General features: G+C 51.1%; 13 protein-coding genes and 1 pseudogene. 6 read left to right on the forward strand and 8 right to left on the reverse strand.

Annotation, left to right across the window (positions count from 1 at the left end):
* Positions 1 to 96 precede the first annotated feature (96 nt).
* On the forward strand, positions 97 to 3,816 hold the full coding sequence (gene metH, locus HZU75_RS08365) for a methionine synthase (protein ID WP_180308665.1): 3,720 nt from the start codon (positions 97 to 99) through the stop codon (positions 3,814 to 3,816).
* 64 nt (positions 3,817 to 3,880) lie between these two features.
* Here metH and HZU75_RS08370 read toward each other — a convergent pair whose 3' ends face one another.
* Both HZU75_RS08370 and HZU75_RS08375 read right to left on the reverse strand, forming a co-directional pair.
* Positions 3,881 to 4,501, reverse strand: coding sequence for a hypothetical protein (locus HZU75_RS08370; protein ID WP_180308666.1), 621 nt, complete (start codon positions 4,499 to 4,501; stop codon positions 3,881 to 3,883).
* Complete coding sequence (locus HZU75_RS08375) at positions 4,491 to 5,744, reverse strand: AAA family ATPase (RefSeq protein ID WP_180308667.1); 1,254 nt, start codon at positions 5,742 to 5,744, stop codon at positions 4,491 to 4,493. The genes HZU75_RS08370 and HZU75_RS08375 overlap by 11 nt, the downstream gene beginning before the upstream one ends.
* Positions 5,745 to 6,985: 1,241 nt before the next feature.
* Between HZU75_RS08375 and HZU75_RS08380 the strand changes: the two genes are divergently transcribed.
* Positions 6,986 to 8,158 carry a carbohydrate-binding protein gene (locus tag HZU75_RS08380; RefSeq protein ID WP_180308668.1) on the forward strand — a complete coding sequence of 391 codons (1,173 nt, stop codon included), beginning with the start codon at positions 6,986 to 6,988 and terminating at the stop codon, positions 8,156 to 8,158.
* A gap of 177 nt (positions 8,159 to 8,335) precedes the next feature.
* On the opposite strand, the pseudogene HZU75_RS17845 reads toward HZU75_RS08380, so the two are convergent.
* The 6 genes and pseudogenes from HZU75_RS17845 to HZU75_RS08410 all read right to left on the reverse strand — a co-directional run.
* Positions 8,336 to 8,446, reverse strand: a pseudogene (locus HZU75_RS17845) (PEP-CTERM sorting domain-containing protein); the annotation flags it as partial.
* Positions 8,447 to 9,151: 705 nt separating this feature from the next.
* Complete coding sequence (locus HZU75_RS08390) at positions 9,152 to 10,303, reverse strand: hypothetical protein (RefSeq protein WP_180308670.1); 1,152 nt, start codon at positions 10,301 to 10,303, stop codon at positions 9,152 to 9,154.
* A gap of 382 nt (positions 10,304 to 10,685) precedes the next feature.
* Positions 10,686 to 11,135, reverse strand: coding sequence for a hypothetical protein (locus tag HZU75_RS08395; RefSeq protein ID WP_180308671.1), 450 nt, complete (start codon positions 11,133 to 11,135; stop codon positions 10,686 to 10,688).
* 151 nt (positions 11,136 to 11,286) lie between these two features.
* Positions 11,287 to 11,502: a hypothetical protein gene (locus tag HZU75_RS08400; RefSeq protein ID WP_180305658.1), complete on the reverse strand. Its 216-nt coding sequence runs from the start codon at positions 11,500 to 11,502 to the stop codon at positions 11,287 to 11,289.
* A 23-nt stretch (positions 11,503 to 11,525) separates the two neighbouring features.
* The gene (locus HZU75_RS08405; RefSeq protein WP_180305659.1) at positions 11,526 to 12,350 is read right to left on the reverse strand and encodes a MipA/OmpV family protein; all 825 of its coding nucleotides are present in this window, start codon (positions 12,348 to 12,350) and stop codon (positions 11,526 to 11,528) included.
* Positions 12,350 to 12,520, reverse strand: a complete 171-nt coding sequence (locus tag HZU75_RS08410; RefSeq protein WP_180305660.1) for a hypothetical protein — start codon at positions 12,518 to 12,520, stop codon at positions 12,350 to 12,352. The genes HZU75_RS08405 and HZU75_RS08410 overlap by 1 nt, the downstream gene beginning before the upstream one ends.
* 136 nt (positions 12,521 to 12,656) lie before the next feature.
* Here HZU75_RS08410 and HZU75_RS08415 point away from each other — a divergent pair, with 136 nt between their 5' ends.
* The 4 genes from HZU75_RS08415 (at position 12,657) to HZU75_RS08430 (ending at position 14,672) form a co-directional block, all read left to right on the forward strand.
* Positions 12,657 to 13,310, forward strand: a complete 654-nt coding sequence (locus HZU75_RS08415; RefSeq protein ID WP_180305661.1) for a response regulator — start codon at positions 12,657 to 12,659, stop codon at positions 13,308 to 13,310.
* A gap of 43 nt (positions 13,311 to 13,353) precedes the next feature.
* Positions 13,354 to 13,653, forward strand: a complete 300-nt coding sequence (locus tag HZU75_RS08420) for a hypothetical protein (RefSeq protein ID WP_180305662.1) — start codon at positions 13,354 to 13,356, stop codon at positions 13,651 to 13,653.
* The gene (locus tag HZU75_RS08425; RefSeq protein WP_180305663.1) at positions 13,623 to 14,066 is read left to right on the forward strand and encodes a hypothetical protein; all 444 of its coding nucleotides are present in this window, start codon (positions 13,623 to 13,625) and stop codon (positions 14,064 to 14,066) included. Before HZU75_RS08420 ends, HZU75_RS08425 begins: the two co-directional genes overlap by 31 nt.
* Before the next feature lie 180 nt (positions 14,067 to 14,246).
* Positions 14,247 to 14,672 (forward strand): sensor histidine kinase, encoded by a 426-nt coding sequence (locus HZU75_RS08430; RefSeq protein WP_180305664.1) that lies wholly within the window; start codon positions 14,247 to 14,249, stop codon positions 14,670 to 14,672.
* Positions 14,673 to 14,746 lie beyond the last annotated feature (74 nt).

Raw genomic sequence — 14,746 nt, forward strand, 5'->3', positions numbered from 1 at the left:
ACCAATTTGGCGCAAAAATTGGATGTGCGGCATCTGCGGCTGGGCGTGATAAAATCGCGAGCTGCTTAGCCTATCTGAATCAAAACTGGATACACCATGACCCGCACCGAACACCTGAAAAAACTGCTGTCTGAAAAAATTCTGATGCTCGACGGCGGCATGGGCACGATGATTCAGCAATACAAGCTGACCGAAGCGCAATACCGTGGCGAGCGTTTTGCCGATTGGCATACCGATGTGAAAGGCAATAACGATTTGCTGGTGCTGACTCAGCCGCAAATCATTGCCGAAATCCACCAGCAATACCTCGACGCTGGCGCCGACATTATCGAGACCAACAGTTTTAACGGTACCGCGCCAGCGATGGCCGATTACGAAATGCAAGAGCTGGTGTGGGAGCTGAACTTCGCCGCAGCCAAATTGGTGAAAGACCTGTGCGTCGCGCAAACGGCCAAAGACCCGAGCAAACCCCGCTTCTGTGCGGGTGTACTCGGCCCCACCAGCCGTACCTGCTCGATTTCGCCCGATGTGAACGACCCCGGCTACCGCAATGTCACGTTTGACGAGCTGGTGACTGCCTACCTAGAAGCCATCGACGGCCTCGTGAAAGGTGGCGCCGATATTCTGCTGGTCGAGACGATTTTCGACACGCTAAACGCCAAAGCAGCCGTTTTCGCGATCAAGCGCTACTTCGCCGAGCATCCTGATCAGGAAGAGTTGCCGATCATGATTTCCGGCACGATTACCGATCAATCGGGCCGTACGCTCACCGGCCAGACGACCGAAGCTTTTTACAACTCGCTGCGCCACGCCGACCCGATTTCCTTCGGCTTAAACTGCGCGCTGGGCCCTGATCTGCTGCGCCCTTACGTCGAAGAGATGAGCCGCATTTCGGATTGCTTCGTGTCAGTGCACGCCAACGCCGGTTTACCGAATCCGCTCGCGCCGACGGGCTACGATTTGCTGCCCGAAGACATGGCGCCGCAAGTACGCGAATGGGTCGAATCGGGCTTGGTCAATATTTTGGGCGGCTGTTGCGGTACGACGCCAGCGCACATCGCCGCGATGTACGCCGCAGTCAAAGATCTACCGCCGCGCAAACTGCCAGAGATCGAGCCCAAATGCCGTTTATCTGGCTTGGAGCCGTTCAACATCGGCGACAAGGATTTGTTTGTCAACGTCGGCGAGCGAACCAACGTCACCGGATCGAAAGCTTTTGCGCGTTTGATTTTGGCGGGTGACTACAGCGCCGCGCTCGACGTGGCGCGCCAGCAGGTGGTAAACGGCGCGCAAGTGATCGACATCAATATGGACGAAGGCATGCTCGACGCCACCAAGGCGATGACGACCTTCCTGAACCTGATCGCCGCCGAGCCCGACATCAGCCGCGTGCCGATCATGATCGACTCATCGAAATGGGACGTGATCGAAGCCGGTCTGAAATGCGTGCAGGGCAAATGCATCGTGAACTCGATTTCGATGAAAGAGGGCGTGGAGCAATTCAAACACCACGCGCGCTTGCTGAAAATGTACGGCGCCGCCGTGATTGTGATGGCGTTCGACGAAGTCGGTCAGGCCGACACCTACGCACGTAAAGTCGAGATTTGCGAAAAATCCTACCGCATCCTCGTTGATGAAATCGGCTTTAACCCGGCCGATATTATTTTCGACCCGAATATTTTCGCCGTGGCCACCGGTATCGACGAGCACGCGCGTTATGGCCTCGACTTTATCGAAGCGACGGGCTGGATTACCAAAAACCTGCCGCACGCCAAAGTCAGCGGCGGTGTATCGAACGTGTCGTTTAGTTTCCGTGGCAATAACAAGGTGCGCGAGGCGATCCACGCCGTGTTCCTTTACCACGCAATCAAGCAAGGCATGACGATGGGTATCGTCAACGCCGGTGCGCTGGAAAACTACGACGACGTACCGGTCGTGCTGCGCGATGCGATTGAATCGGTCGTGCTGATGCAAACAGATGACGCGCTCGCCGCCACCGAAGCCTTGATCACGCTGGCCGAATCATTCAAAGGCGACGCCAATGTTGCCAAGGGTGAAGACCTCGCTTGGCGCGAACTACCGTTGCAAGAGCGCATTACGCACTCGCTGGTGAAGGGCATTACGACCTACATCGTCGACGACACCGAAGAAGCGCGTACCAGCGTCGAGCGCCCGATTCACGTCATCGAAGGTCATCTCATGAACGGCATGAACGTCGTGGGTGATCTATTCGGTGCAGGTAAAATGTTCTTGCCGCAGGTGGTGAAGGCCGCGCGCGTGATGAAAGCCGCCGTCGCGCATCTGGAGCCGTTTATCGAGGCCGAAAAAATCGCCATGGGCCTGCAAGACGAGCCCGCCAAAGGCGTGATTATCATGGCGACGGTGAAAGGCGACGTGCACGACATCGGTAAAAACATCGTCGGCGTCGTGCTGCGTTGTAATAACTACCAAGTGCACGACTTGGGCGTGATGGTGCCGTGCCAGACGATTTTGGACAAAGCCCGCGAGGTCAAAGCCGACATCATCGGTCTATCGGGCCTGATTACGCCTAGTCTGGAAGAAATGAGCCACGTCGCCAAAGAAATGCAGCGCCAGGGCTTTGATATCCCGCTGCTGATCGGCGGCGCGACGACATCGAAAGTGCACACCGCGGTGAAAATCGAGCCGCATTATCAGAACGATCAAGTCATCTACGTCCCCGACGCCAGCCGTGCCGTCGGCGTGTGTTCGAACTTGCTCAGCGATGATCTGAAACCCGCTTTTGTGGCCGAAGTAAAAGCCGAATACGCCAAGGCGCGTGAGATTTTCGAGAGCAAAGATCGCACCAAACTCGTCAGCCTTGAAGAAGCGCGTGCCAACAAGTTCGCGCCCGATTGGGCGACGTATACGCCGCCAGCTCCGAGCTTTGTTGGTGTGCGTGAATATACCGACTATAAACTCGAAGACATCGAGCCATTTATCGACTGGACACCGTTCTTCCAAAGCTGGGAATTGCATGGCCGCTATCCGGCGATCTTGCAAGATGAAGTGGTCGGCGAAGCCGCCCGCCATCTGTACGCCGACGCGCAAGCAATGTTGAAAAAGATCGTCGACGAAAAATGGATCGCCGCCGCCGGCGTGATTGGCTTCTTCCCGGCCAATAGTGTCAATCACGACGACATCGAGCTGTATGATCCGGCTACCGGTGAAGTCGCGATGACATGGCACAATCTGCGCCAGCAGCTACCGAAGCCGAAAACCGGCGATGTGAAACCCAACTGGTGTTTGGCCGACTTTATCGCGCCAAAAGAAACCGGCATCAAAGACTACATCGGCGCCTTTGCCGTCACCGGCGGCATCGGCATCGACGCGCCAGTCAAAGCGTTTGAAGACGCCAACGACGACTACAGCGCGATCTTGCTCAAATCACTGGCCGACCGTTTCGCCGAGGCCTTCGCCGAGCACATGCACCACCGCGTCCGCACCGAGCTGTGGGGCTATGCGGGCGGTGAAAATTTGAGTAACGACGAGCTGATCGACGAGAAATACGTCGGCATCCGCCCAGCCCCCGGCTACCCAGCCTGCCCAGATCACACGCCAAAAGTGGAATTGTTTAAGGTGTTGAACGCACCGAACATCGGCATGACGCTAACCGAAGGCTACGCGATGCTGCCGACCGCAGCAGTCAGCGGCTTCTACTTCAGCCATCCAGAATCACGCTATTTTGGCGTGGGGAAAGTGACGCTGGATCAGGTGGAAGATTATGCCCAGCGGCGTGGGGTGAGCTTGGCTCAGGCCGAGCGGGATTTGGCGCCGAATTTGGGGTATGTGGCGTGAGGCACTGTTAGATGAAGGTTTGGTAGTCATACCTATGTAAAAAGCCCCGCGGATGCGGGGCTTTTTATTGGGGGTTCAATATAAATTGCTCTACTGTTGTTTGGTCAGGGCTTTTAAGCTGAATTGATTTTATCGTGCCTGAGCTTATGTTGCTTAATAAATCAAGAATTGATGCACCAACAAATGCAACCTTGGTTTTTTCGATCAAAAAGCCTTCCATATTTTTTAAGTTGAAATGAGTTGATGTTAACTCAAGAGTATTTAGAATAGATGGATGCGGGGTGCCCTTTGTAATAGGACTTCGCATGATAATTGCATACCTTATTTTCAGTTTAATGAAGTTTTCTTTGTCAATAATTCCTCTGTTGCTTGCAAAGTGGTATAGAGCAATAACAGCCTCATGGATTTTTAGGCGGATATCATGCTTATCCGCTTTTGCTTCTTTGAATTCGACAAAGTATAAGATATCGTCTTTGCAAAAAAGTGCATCAGGTGTTTTTTCTTTGCAATTGGGGTGCGCCGGTGCCTGATTGGTTATTATGTCAAAGTTGAATGCAATTTCGTCTGATAGGATAAACTCCCTATCATCTGAAGTGTTCTTACTAATTGTAGATATGCTCTGCATGGCATCTGGATAAACAGACAATAACTCTTGATATATTGCATTGGCGTAATTAAAACTCATCGTCCATTCTCAAGATATTTATTAAAGGTTCGGATAGCTCATTAATTATTATTGAAATGTCATTAGTGCAGTCTACAAAATTTACATCATTCTGCTGGTCTTTATGTACTGAGTAAAATCTAGCTGGTTTTTTTCCTTTCTCTGAAAAAACCTTCAATGCTTCTAGCATGTAGGGGCTGTGTGTTGTCACTAGGATGTTTGCGCCTAACTCTGTTAATTGGCATATTGTCTTTGCTAGTTCCACTTGCCATTTTGGATGTAAGTTTGTTTCTGGTTCGTCTAAAATTAATAAGCTGTTGTCTGCAACATTTCCTCTGTCAATCAAGATATCAATAATTCCAAGGGCTTTGATCCCGCTTGCAATGTTCGATGACTTGATCCTCTGTCCGCCCTTAAGTAGGAAAAAGTCGCGTTCACTCTTGTCGAATATGACTTTCCCTTTATAAATATCACCTAAATCATTATCTACTGCGGGCCTAATTCCCGATATTTCAAATGCTCCACCTCTTAGTTTAATAGCCAAGTCATTGAGGTGATATGGGAATCTATTGTCTTCAATATCGAATGAGCCAATAAGGTTGTAATACTGAAGTATTGATGGTCCATCCACTAGTGTGGAATCAGTAAATCCAATTTCTCCAACGCTTATCCCAGAGTAAAAATCATGGTCGTCAAAACCCATTTCTAGTACTTTAGTTGCGCCGTCTTGTATGGAAATGAATGATTGCTTATTGCTTTCTTTACGAGAAACTTCTTGATTAAACTCAGATTTCAGTAGTTGATGAATAAGGCTGAAAATCATCTTGTCTTTTTCTATTGCGTTACGGACTTCCGTTTCTAAAGTTAAAGCTCGTTTTTGTAAGTGTTCAAGCAGGTCATGTTTTTCAGGGTGGTCGTTTTTCAATTGCTCTAGTGTTTGTTTTAGTTCGTAAACGCCATCATCAAAATTCCTTTCGATGACCCTTTGAAAAGATGGGCGCATTAACTCCAAGAGTTCTGGTTTTTCGCGTAAATCAAAATTTCGCCGCAGTTGAATGAGTATGCTGCTTAATCTGTGTTTTATATTGTTCTGTAGCTGACTGCGTAGTGCATTAGGATAATTATTATATGCTTGTGTGATTGCGAATAAGACTTTCCCAATCGTGCTTTTCCCGGAGTCATTTTCCCCAGCAATTACAGTTAAGTTGGCCAGATCAATAGAAATATTTTTTAGTGGTCCTATATTTTCTAAGTTGATTCTCATAAATGGCCTCTAAGTAAATCATGATTCAAGAATGTTATTTCTTGCAATAAGCGCTTACATAAAATATGCATAAGTATGCTTGCACACCCTAGTAACTAGCTTCACTTTAACATTCCTGTACTTTTTTTCCAAAAAACTATCGCATGCTTGTGTGCGGAGCAGCCTTGTAGGGCGGGTTGGTTTTATCAACCCGAGCTAAACTGCCGCCTGTGTAACCACTCCCCTCTTTGACCGTTCAACATCTCCATACTGATTGGCGGGTTACGCCTTCAGCTAACCCGCCCTACGCTTAAATCTTCTTTTTTTGGGGTTTGCGTATGTCGTGTTATCGGCGCTCGAATGTGGTGGGTGGTCTTGTGTTTTAACGGGATTGGCGGCTGTGCGCCGCGGCACTCACTTTTCTTGCTTCGCCAAGAAAAGTGAGCAAAAGAAGGCGACCCGGGCGAAAAGCGCTCCGCGCTGCCCTTGCTTCGTCGTGAGCCAAACGATAAACCCGTTCGTCTCCCGGTTTTCGCTACACGGGAATTCAAGCCCCAGACCGACCATCGTGGTAAATACATGCCGTGGTGTTGCTCTGAAGATTGTTTTTAGATTGGATTTGGCAGGTATACCCTGTTCGAATGATCACGGTATGGCGTGCGGTGGTTTTGCGTTTGAGCGGGATTGGCGGCTGTGCGCCGCGGGGTTTGGGTGCGCGTGCCGCCGCGCAGACGGGAAGGGGTATTTGCTTCGCCAAATACCCCTTCACCCCAAAGGCGACCCCTCATCAAGTTTTGCTACGCAAAATGCCCTCGCTGCGGACAATCGGCAAGGCGGCGGGCTTTAACAAAACAGAGCCCGCCGAATTCCCTTGCCGCTTGTTCCTCGCTCGGCTTGATGACAGGGGAAACCGCGCAGCCCGACGATGGCGGTATATACATGCCATGGTGTTGCTCTGAAGACTTTTGCTGAATTGGGCTTGGTGGGTATACCCATGCTTATTTTTTCCACGCTCGGTGATCTGGGGCTTTAATCCCCTGTCGCCCGTCACGTCGTCCGGCGGGCGAAACCGCCGGTTTACCGCTTGCGCAGCGGGCTAATCCATGGCCACGCGCTATCGGCTCGGCTTACTAATTTATGCGACAAACATATCCGCGAGATTGACCATTGCTGACTAACTGCTTGATAGTTTGAAACGCTGCGTCGCAGCGATTGCACCAAGATAGGTGCAGCTCAATAATTCATGCAGGATGGAGTAGACGATGAAACTTTCTTTGCTAATGCTTTGTTTTGGTGCGGTATTTACCGGCCAAGTGGCCCAAGCCTGTTACGCCCCCTATCCGGCCCCAACCTTACCCGCCGGTCTGGATGGTAAGTTGCCGACAGTGAACCCAGATGTAAACACGCCACCCTCACCAAGCCCCACGCCAGTTACCATCACTCCAACCCCAGCGCCACAATCTACTACTTCAACCATTACGCCTACGCCTCTCCCTATCGTTACAGCAACGCCTACGCCGACACTTCCGGGTGGCTGCCCTGTTACCCCGACCTACTTTAGCAATACCGCAACCCTTGCTGCGCTCAATAATGCAGATACCGATAAAGTGTATGGCGTAGCCAGCACACCCGCCCCGGCGGCTTGGAGCGCGTCTGCGATTTACAATCTGGGCGATATCGTGAGCTTTGAAGGTGTTAGTTACAAGGCGAAGTGGTGGACGCAAAATGAAATGCCGGGCCAAGCATGGGGCGCATGGGAGGCACAATCTGCATTGTCTGGCCCACAGGTATGGAGCCGTAGCAAAGTGTATAACGCGGGTGACTTGGTCATCTGGAATGATCGTCTGTATCAAGCGCGCTGGTGGACACAAAATAATCAGCCCGATCAAGCCGGCAGTCCGTGGGAAGACAAGGGTGTTGCGCCCGTTAGCGCAAATCGCCCAGTGCAATTTACCGCGAAGGTCACAAAGCAAACCAGCGGTGAAATGGATGTTTCTGTGGATTTAGGCTCGTATATTTACCCGGTGCAGTATGTGTATCGTGCTACCGACGCGTGCACTAGCACTTTAAGCATCGAAGGCGAGCAACCCGCCAATATGGTGCCACCGCGCACCGAACGTTGGGAAATCCATCTAGACGGTAAAGTGGTGGCAAGCCAGCAAGGGCCCTATTTAATGTCTGTGCCGGCAGTGATGCCACCGCCTCCGCCCATCATTGCGCGTAATGCAGATCAAAGCTGCTCAGTGGCGCCAGGTACTGTGGTGGCTAGCTTTAGCTCGGTGAAAGGGGGCGTTGTCGCAGCTTCGACTCGGTTGACGAGTGAGCAAGCCAAAGGCAATTATCTGAGTGTTTGGTTATGTAATGGCGATCTCTGCCGCCCGTCACCGCTGCTGCGTGCTTATAAGTTCGGTATTCCAACCCACATTCAGTATTAATCGCTTCAAATTGTTCCTAGGTAATGCCTCTGCGAGTGGATATTTAATTCGCGGAGGCAATACCGTACAGACAAAGGCGCACCAAAAGCCGCTATTGATACTCTGTTTTACCCGCGCAAAAATAAACCCGTTCGCTTTGTTGAAGCAGAACGGGTTTGTTTTGGTAAATGCGCGGTATTACTTATTTTTACGGCGGCGACTAGCCATTAAGCCGATCAGACCGATACCCATTAAAGCGTAAGTTTCTGGCTCTGGTACGGCAGCAACGACACTCACGTTATCAAGGCGTGTAAAACTTGGATCATTACGTGAGCCAAATTTCAGCTCTGTTAAGGGCTTGGTTGATTGCAAGTTATTAATCACCACATGAGTCCAAGCTTGGCTAATATTGCTGAAACTGTAGACCGAAGCACCATTGAAAAACGCATCGAATTTAACAGCTGAAGTGCCTGCGCTGAAAATATCAAACGATAATGTGTATTTGCCACCGATCTGGGTGTTCAAATTCTGGCTGATATAGGCAGGAGAGCCTGTCGCACCACTACGCCACAGGAAAGTATGATTCGACGTGGTTGTATTAGAAATAACATCCGACAAGCTAGTGTTGCCTGACTTTGTCCAGCCAGTAAAGTTGCCGGTTTCAAAATTGCCATTGGTAACTAGTTCAGTGACCTGTGCATTAGCTGCAAATGCCGTTGCTGCGAATACTGATGCAAGTATAAGGTTTTTCATTTCGTGCTATCCCATGTTGAATATGATTATTGTTCAGCGAGCCAGTCTAACATGGTGTAGCGAAGTCGAAATAGTATGCCATTGAAATAATTAGCTTATTTGCAACGCAATAGCCGCCGCTGCCGGGAGTATCTGCAGTGGTATCAAAACTACCGCTTACTCGGGTAGGCGATTCACTCGATCAGTGCTTTCATTTGCAGTTCAATACACCAATTAAAAAGCCCCGCTGGGCGGGGCTGGTTTTGTTGGGGGGTGCGGCAATTAATCGATGTCGTCCATATTTTCATCGATGATTTGGAACGAATTTGCCACCATCGGTGTTAGTTTGCCTTTGGGGCTCAGTTTCCAAGTGTGCCCGTTGAGCATTTTGGCATCCCAGAGATAGCTGGCGTTGATGTCGCTGTTTTTCTTTTTGGGCCGCTTGATGATTGGTTTTGGCAATACCGCGAACATGCCGCAATCCATGCCACAAGATTGGCCATTCAATAGCATCTTGCTGCCGTTTAAATTGTCATTCCAATACGTATTGCCAACGCTAGCGATCGGCCAGAATTGGTTGCGCTCGATATCAATTGGGCCAATTTTCACCAGATCGGTAATTTCACCGTATTTGCTGGGCTGCATGTTTTTCCATTTTGGCGAGTAAGTCCATTCATTGCTAAAGATCAGCACCCAGTAGTCATTATTTAATTTGCCCACTTCGTAATGCAGCCGGGTGAAGTTGGCGTATTCATCTTTACGCTCGCCAATATCTAAAATCTGGCCGCTAGGGAAGCCTTTGCTGCCTTTGCGTTTGACCTCGGTAAAGCCAAATTGCGGCAGGATGGCGATGGCTTGCATATCTGCGGGTACTGCGGCGGCGGTGAATACCTGTACGCGTTTGCCGATGATAGAGCGGATCAATTCTGCCGATTCGGCGGCCATTGCGGTGGTTTTGGTGGCGGCCGCGGCAGTTTTGTCGCTGCTGGTTTTTCCCACAGGAGTACGCGCTAGCTCAAAGGTGCCGTTGCATTCAGGGATACTGCCACGGATGGTACTGGGGGCGTTGATATCGTCGGCTTTACCGCTTAGGTTCCATGATGATGGGGTGCCGGTTTTTTGCAGCCATTGCGCTGGGCTTAGGCGCAGCGTGCCATCTTGTTCAAACTGACCGTTTACGCTGTAAAGCCCGCTATTTTTCCGCCCTTGCACTGCGATAGCACCACTAATTTTACCGGTGGTCATGCCGTTTAAATCCAGTGTTAGCTGGTCAGTTTCACCATTGGCACAGCTCACTTGCCCATACCATTTGCCGGATAGTGGCTGGGCATTTTTCATAAAAGTAATCAGTGGTTTGCCATTAGGCTGAGCGCACCCAATTAGCGTTAGCGGTATCAGCAGACTTAATACTAGGGTGGGGCGGAAAAACGACATCAAGTAACTCCAAAATCCGAAATATGCAGAAGTTAAATAATCTTCAGCCCATTTTTCTATGCGGCTAGCGGTATGGACAAAGCAAAAGAGGCTGAACGGGATGGGCTAGTAAAAAACCATAAGGCGGGCGCAGGTGCGCTTACCCAAATCATCGGGCTGATAGCTTACCAAATCTTTAATTATTTGTTGCGCGAAAATTTGTCTGGTCAATTTTTTTTGTAATTTTGGTGTGTCAGCCTCGGTGCGTACACTGATCTTGGTGGGTACAAATTTACGTTGATAACTTTATATACTGGTGACGGTATTGCTATAGAGGCTATGATTTGGTTAGTTTGTGTGCATATACATGCAGAAACATAATGTGTTTGCCACGGCTTTCCGATTACTGCGTGCTCAGTTTTGCCGCTTCATGCCGCCGGATAAAATACTTCGCCGCGGCATCCATGCCCAGATACGTCGAGGCGAGGTAGATTAGCAAAAATTTGTTGATCCACTGCGAGACTTCGGCTGAGATGATGGGATCAGGGTTGATGTTTTCGGCGGAGAAATACACGTCCAGCACAAAATACACCGCCGTTAATAAATACAATCCCAGTTTCATTAGTGATGAATAGTAGTCAATGCAGCTACGGTGGAAATTAAACAGCTCGGCCTTGTGGGTGAGCAGGTGTTTTACATAGAAAAACGAGATGACGGCTGGCAGAAAGAGCGTTACAGCCAGAATGACGGGGTAGGCTTCGGTGAAAAAGATGAGCGCCAGCCCGATCAGCAAGAGCAAGATCGAAATCAGTTTAATGCGGAATTTTTCTTGCTTGCTCAGGATGAAGGCCATTATGTCGACTCGATGTAGTTCGGTGCATTTTGCTTGCCGCGATCTTACATGTTCAACATGACATTGTCAGTGCGGGCTACCTGCAGCAGGGCATTAGCTCCTGCGGCGCGGGCTCATTTCGCATTGAAAATGCGTCATGGCCCGCCCTTGGCTATAGCTGATAATTCATCGGCGGAATAATAACGCGCGAGTTCGTGCGCCGCGGTAACCTTTGTTCAATGGTCGGAGCTTCAAATTCAAAGGCTCGGCTGCGGTGTTGAAACGGTTCCGCAGGCACATTGCTCGCGGTGGCTTGCACTGATTCGCTGGACGCAAGCTGCGTGGCCTCCAATAGCCGGGTGAGGGCATGACGTAATAAGAATGGCATGGCTGTTCCTTCGTGCGAATGTTTTACCAGGTGTATTGCAGGCTGCTCATGATGGCGTAGCTGCCTTTGGCTTTCACCAGCGGGCTATCAGCTGCGTTATCCAGTAACTGGTTGTAGCTAACGGCGTTAATTAGACGCAGCGTTTTGCTCAGCGGCACAATGCCGATGAGTCCCATGCTGCCTTGGGTGAGACCGCTGCCAGCTTGATAGGCCTTAAAGCCACTGTTTTTCGCTTGCGCTGTGCTCACTCCGTACCAGCGTTGCTGATAATCGGCACTGCTGGCGGTCAGTGCGCCATTGATGATCAACGCAAATTGCTCGCTGCTATACACGGTGTAGTCGGCACCGAGCGTAATTTGTTGGCCGCGGTTTTTGCTTTCGAGCCCCGTGCTGGCGAGCATGGATAGATTTAGATCGGCCATGCTGTAATTGAGCAGTATCCCCGCTTGGGCGGCTGCTTTGATATCACCCATGCCTTTGAATGTTCTGTGGTTGGTCAGCTTGGTTTTTTCTTTGCGTTCCGGGCTCAGGCCAATAAATACGGCGGCTTGCCAATCAGGATTGACGACATAGCTCCAGCCTAGTCCTTTGCTCGTCCCCAGAAAGAAACCTGAGCGGTGGGCAATTTCAACGCTAGGTAAAGGGCTGGCTTTGTAGACTTCGCTGCCCATAATTTCAGGCGCATAGCCTAGCCCCAAGCCGGCCGCCACTTGCCAGTTTTGGCTGTCGCTGGCTTCTTCCCATAGGCTTTGTAGGCGAGAGAGACCTTGTTCGGTGGATGAGTTGCTGGTCTCGGCCAATGCTGTGTGGTGGAGTATAAGTAATGACAAAGCAATAAAATAGCGCATTAAATAATCCTTGCTGCTGTAGTGGTTTGAGGGGGGAGCTGCGTTGCTGCGACGGATGAGGTCTGCTTCGCAAGGCTGGCACTTAGTGCAGCCGGTAAGGGATGGCTGATGGGCGTAGCCGCGAGTACGCGCTCGACAATCAGTGGTATTTGCTGGTTAAGGCCCCACATCGTCTGTCTCCTTCACTGCGTAGTTAATTGACCGAGGCGCAGACGTGTGCTGAATATGCCGCAGTCATTTCGTGGTGAGCAGTATGACAAAGCAAACCTTAAGGAAAGCTTAAGGTTCTTCAGGTAGAGTGACGGCATGCATATATTGATTATTGAAGACGACCTCGATCTGGGGTTCGCGCTGCAACAGGCGCTCAAAGCCGAAGACATCAGCAGTGAGTGGCGGCGCAATATTGCCGATGCCCCGCGTGGTGCGCAGGATATGGAATTTGACTGCGTTTTGCTCGATCTCACTCTGCCCGATGGCCTTGGGTTTGATTTGCTCAAACGTTGGCGCAAGGCGGGGATTGCCACGCCAATTATTGTGATTACGGCGCGTTCGGCGCTGGATGATCGCTTGGCAGGGCTTGATGGCGGGGCTGATGATTTCATCATCAAGCCGTTTGCGACCGCCGAGCTGATCGCCCGTATGCGGGCGGTGTTGCGCCGTTATGCGCAGCAGGCCAGCGATATTTGGCAATTGGGCGAGCTGCAAATCGAGCCACGCCGCCATCTGGCCAGCCTCAATGGTGCGCCGCTTGATTTGTCGCCGCGTGAATTTCAGCTCTTGCTCGAATTGGCGCGCGAGCCTGGGGTGGTGGTGCCCAAGGGCGCGTTGGCGCAGCGACTAGAGCCGCTGGGCGATGCGGTGGATTTTGGTGCGCTGGAGGTTCATCTGTCGAATTTACGCGCAAAATTGGCGCGCGCGCATCCGCACGTGCGCGGTGTTGGCTATATGTTGCTGCCATGAAGCGCTATTTAAAATATTTGGCCCTAGCCTGATTCGGCGTGTGATGCTGGCGTTATTGCTGGCCTTTGCTGCGGTCTGGGTAGCGTTGGCGATCTATGGCTATTGGCAAATGACCAATCCTGCCGAGCGTGATCGCAGCTTGCAGGTGTATGGTAATGCGGTGCTCACTGAGCTGGCCAAGACCTCGAGCGAGCGCGAGGCCATGATTGTGATGGCAACGGCCTCCGAGATGTTCAATACCGGTCTGCGCGCTTCGGATATCCAGAGCGTGATGATATTGCAGCTGAACGATTTGCAGGGGCGAGCCTGTATTTGTCGCCCGAAGGTCGTGGCGCGCAACTAAGGAGCAAGCAGAGCCAGTTTTATAATCTCGAAATCAACGGGTATTCCTATCGCGTGTTTTATGCCAAAACAGCACGTTGGGAAGTAAGGCTGGCGGCCCCCAAGTTTAGTACTTTGGTGTTGCTCAATATGGTCATCCCCGAAATGACGCTCCAGATGCTGATTGCGCTACCCATTATGGCGGTAATTATTTGGCTGGTTGTTGCGCGTGGTTTGCTGCCCTTGCGCCAACTCTCCGATCTGATTGCGCACAAAGATAAAGATGATCTAACGCCACTTAATTTTGGCAGCCCCTACGCCGAGCTTAAACCACTGTCGGCCGCGTTGGATCGCTTGCTGAATCAATTGCGCAGCAAAATTGAGCGTGAACATGCTTTTGTGCAGGATGCCGCCCATGAGTTACGCACCCGATAGCCGTGATTTCAGCGCAGGCGCATGTTTTGTCGCTGGCCACTACGCCTGCTGAACGTCTGGCAGCAGAAAAAAACCTCGAATTGGCGATTTCACGCTCCTCGCATCTGATCGCCCAGCTGTTGGCCTTATCTCATCGATAATGACCGTTTATCCACGCTGGACGAGATTGATCTGGCCAGCTTGCTGCAAAAAGAATTGGCGCGGGTCGCGCCACTGGCGATGGGGCGGCAAATCGAGTTATCGCTCGATTCACCCGATACGCTGCTGGCGCGGATTGATCCGAATACTGTGCAATCCATTGTGCAAAATCTACTCAATAATGCGGTTCTGTATATTCACGATGGTGATCAAATTGAAGTCACGCTCAATCAGACGGGCGAGCATCTCACGCTGAGGGTGGCCGACAGCGGCCCGGGCATCGCGAAGGCCGATCAAGCCCGTATTTTCGAGCGCTTTTATCGCGGCGCCGGGCATGATGTGGCTGGCACAGGTTTGGGGCTGGCGATTGTGGCGCAGGCTGTCGCGCGCTTGGGCGGTACGATCGAATTGACGAGCGGGCTACTGGGGCGGGGCTGCTGTTTTACGGTGATACTGCCGCTGCCGTGAATTGGTATCCGCAATTTGTAAAAGAACCCATGGGAGGTATGCCTTTCAATGTTATATGCCACTGGATTTTGCTG

It is taken from the genome of Chitinibacter fontanus (assembly GCF_013423785.1).
Classification (GTDB): Bacteria; Pseudomonadota; Gammaproteobacteria; order Burkholderiales; family Chitinibacteraceae; genus Chitinibacter; species Chitinibacter fontanus.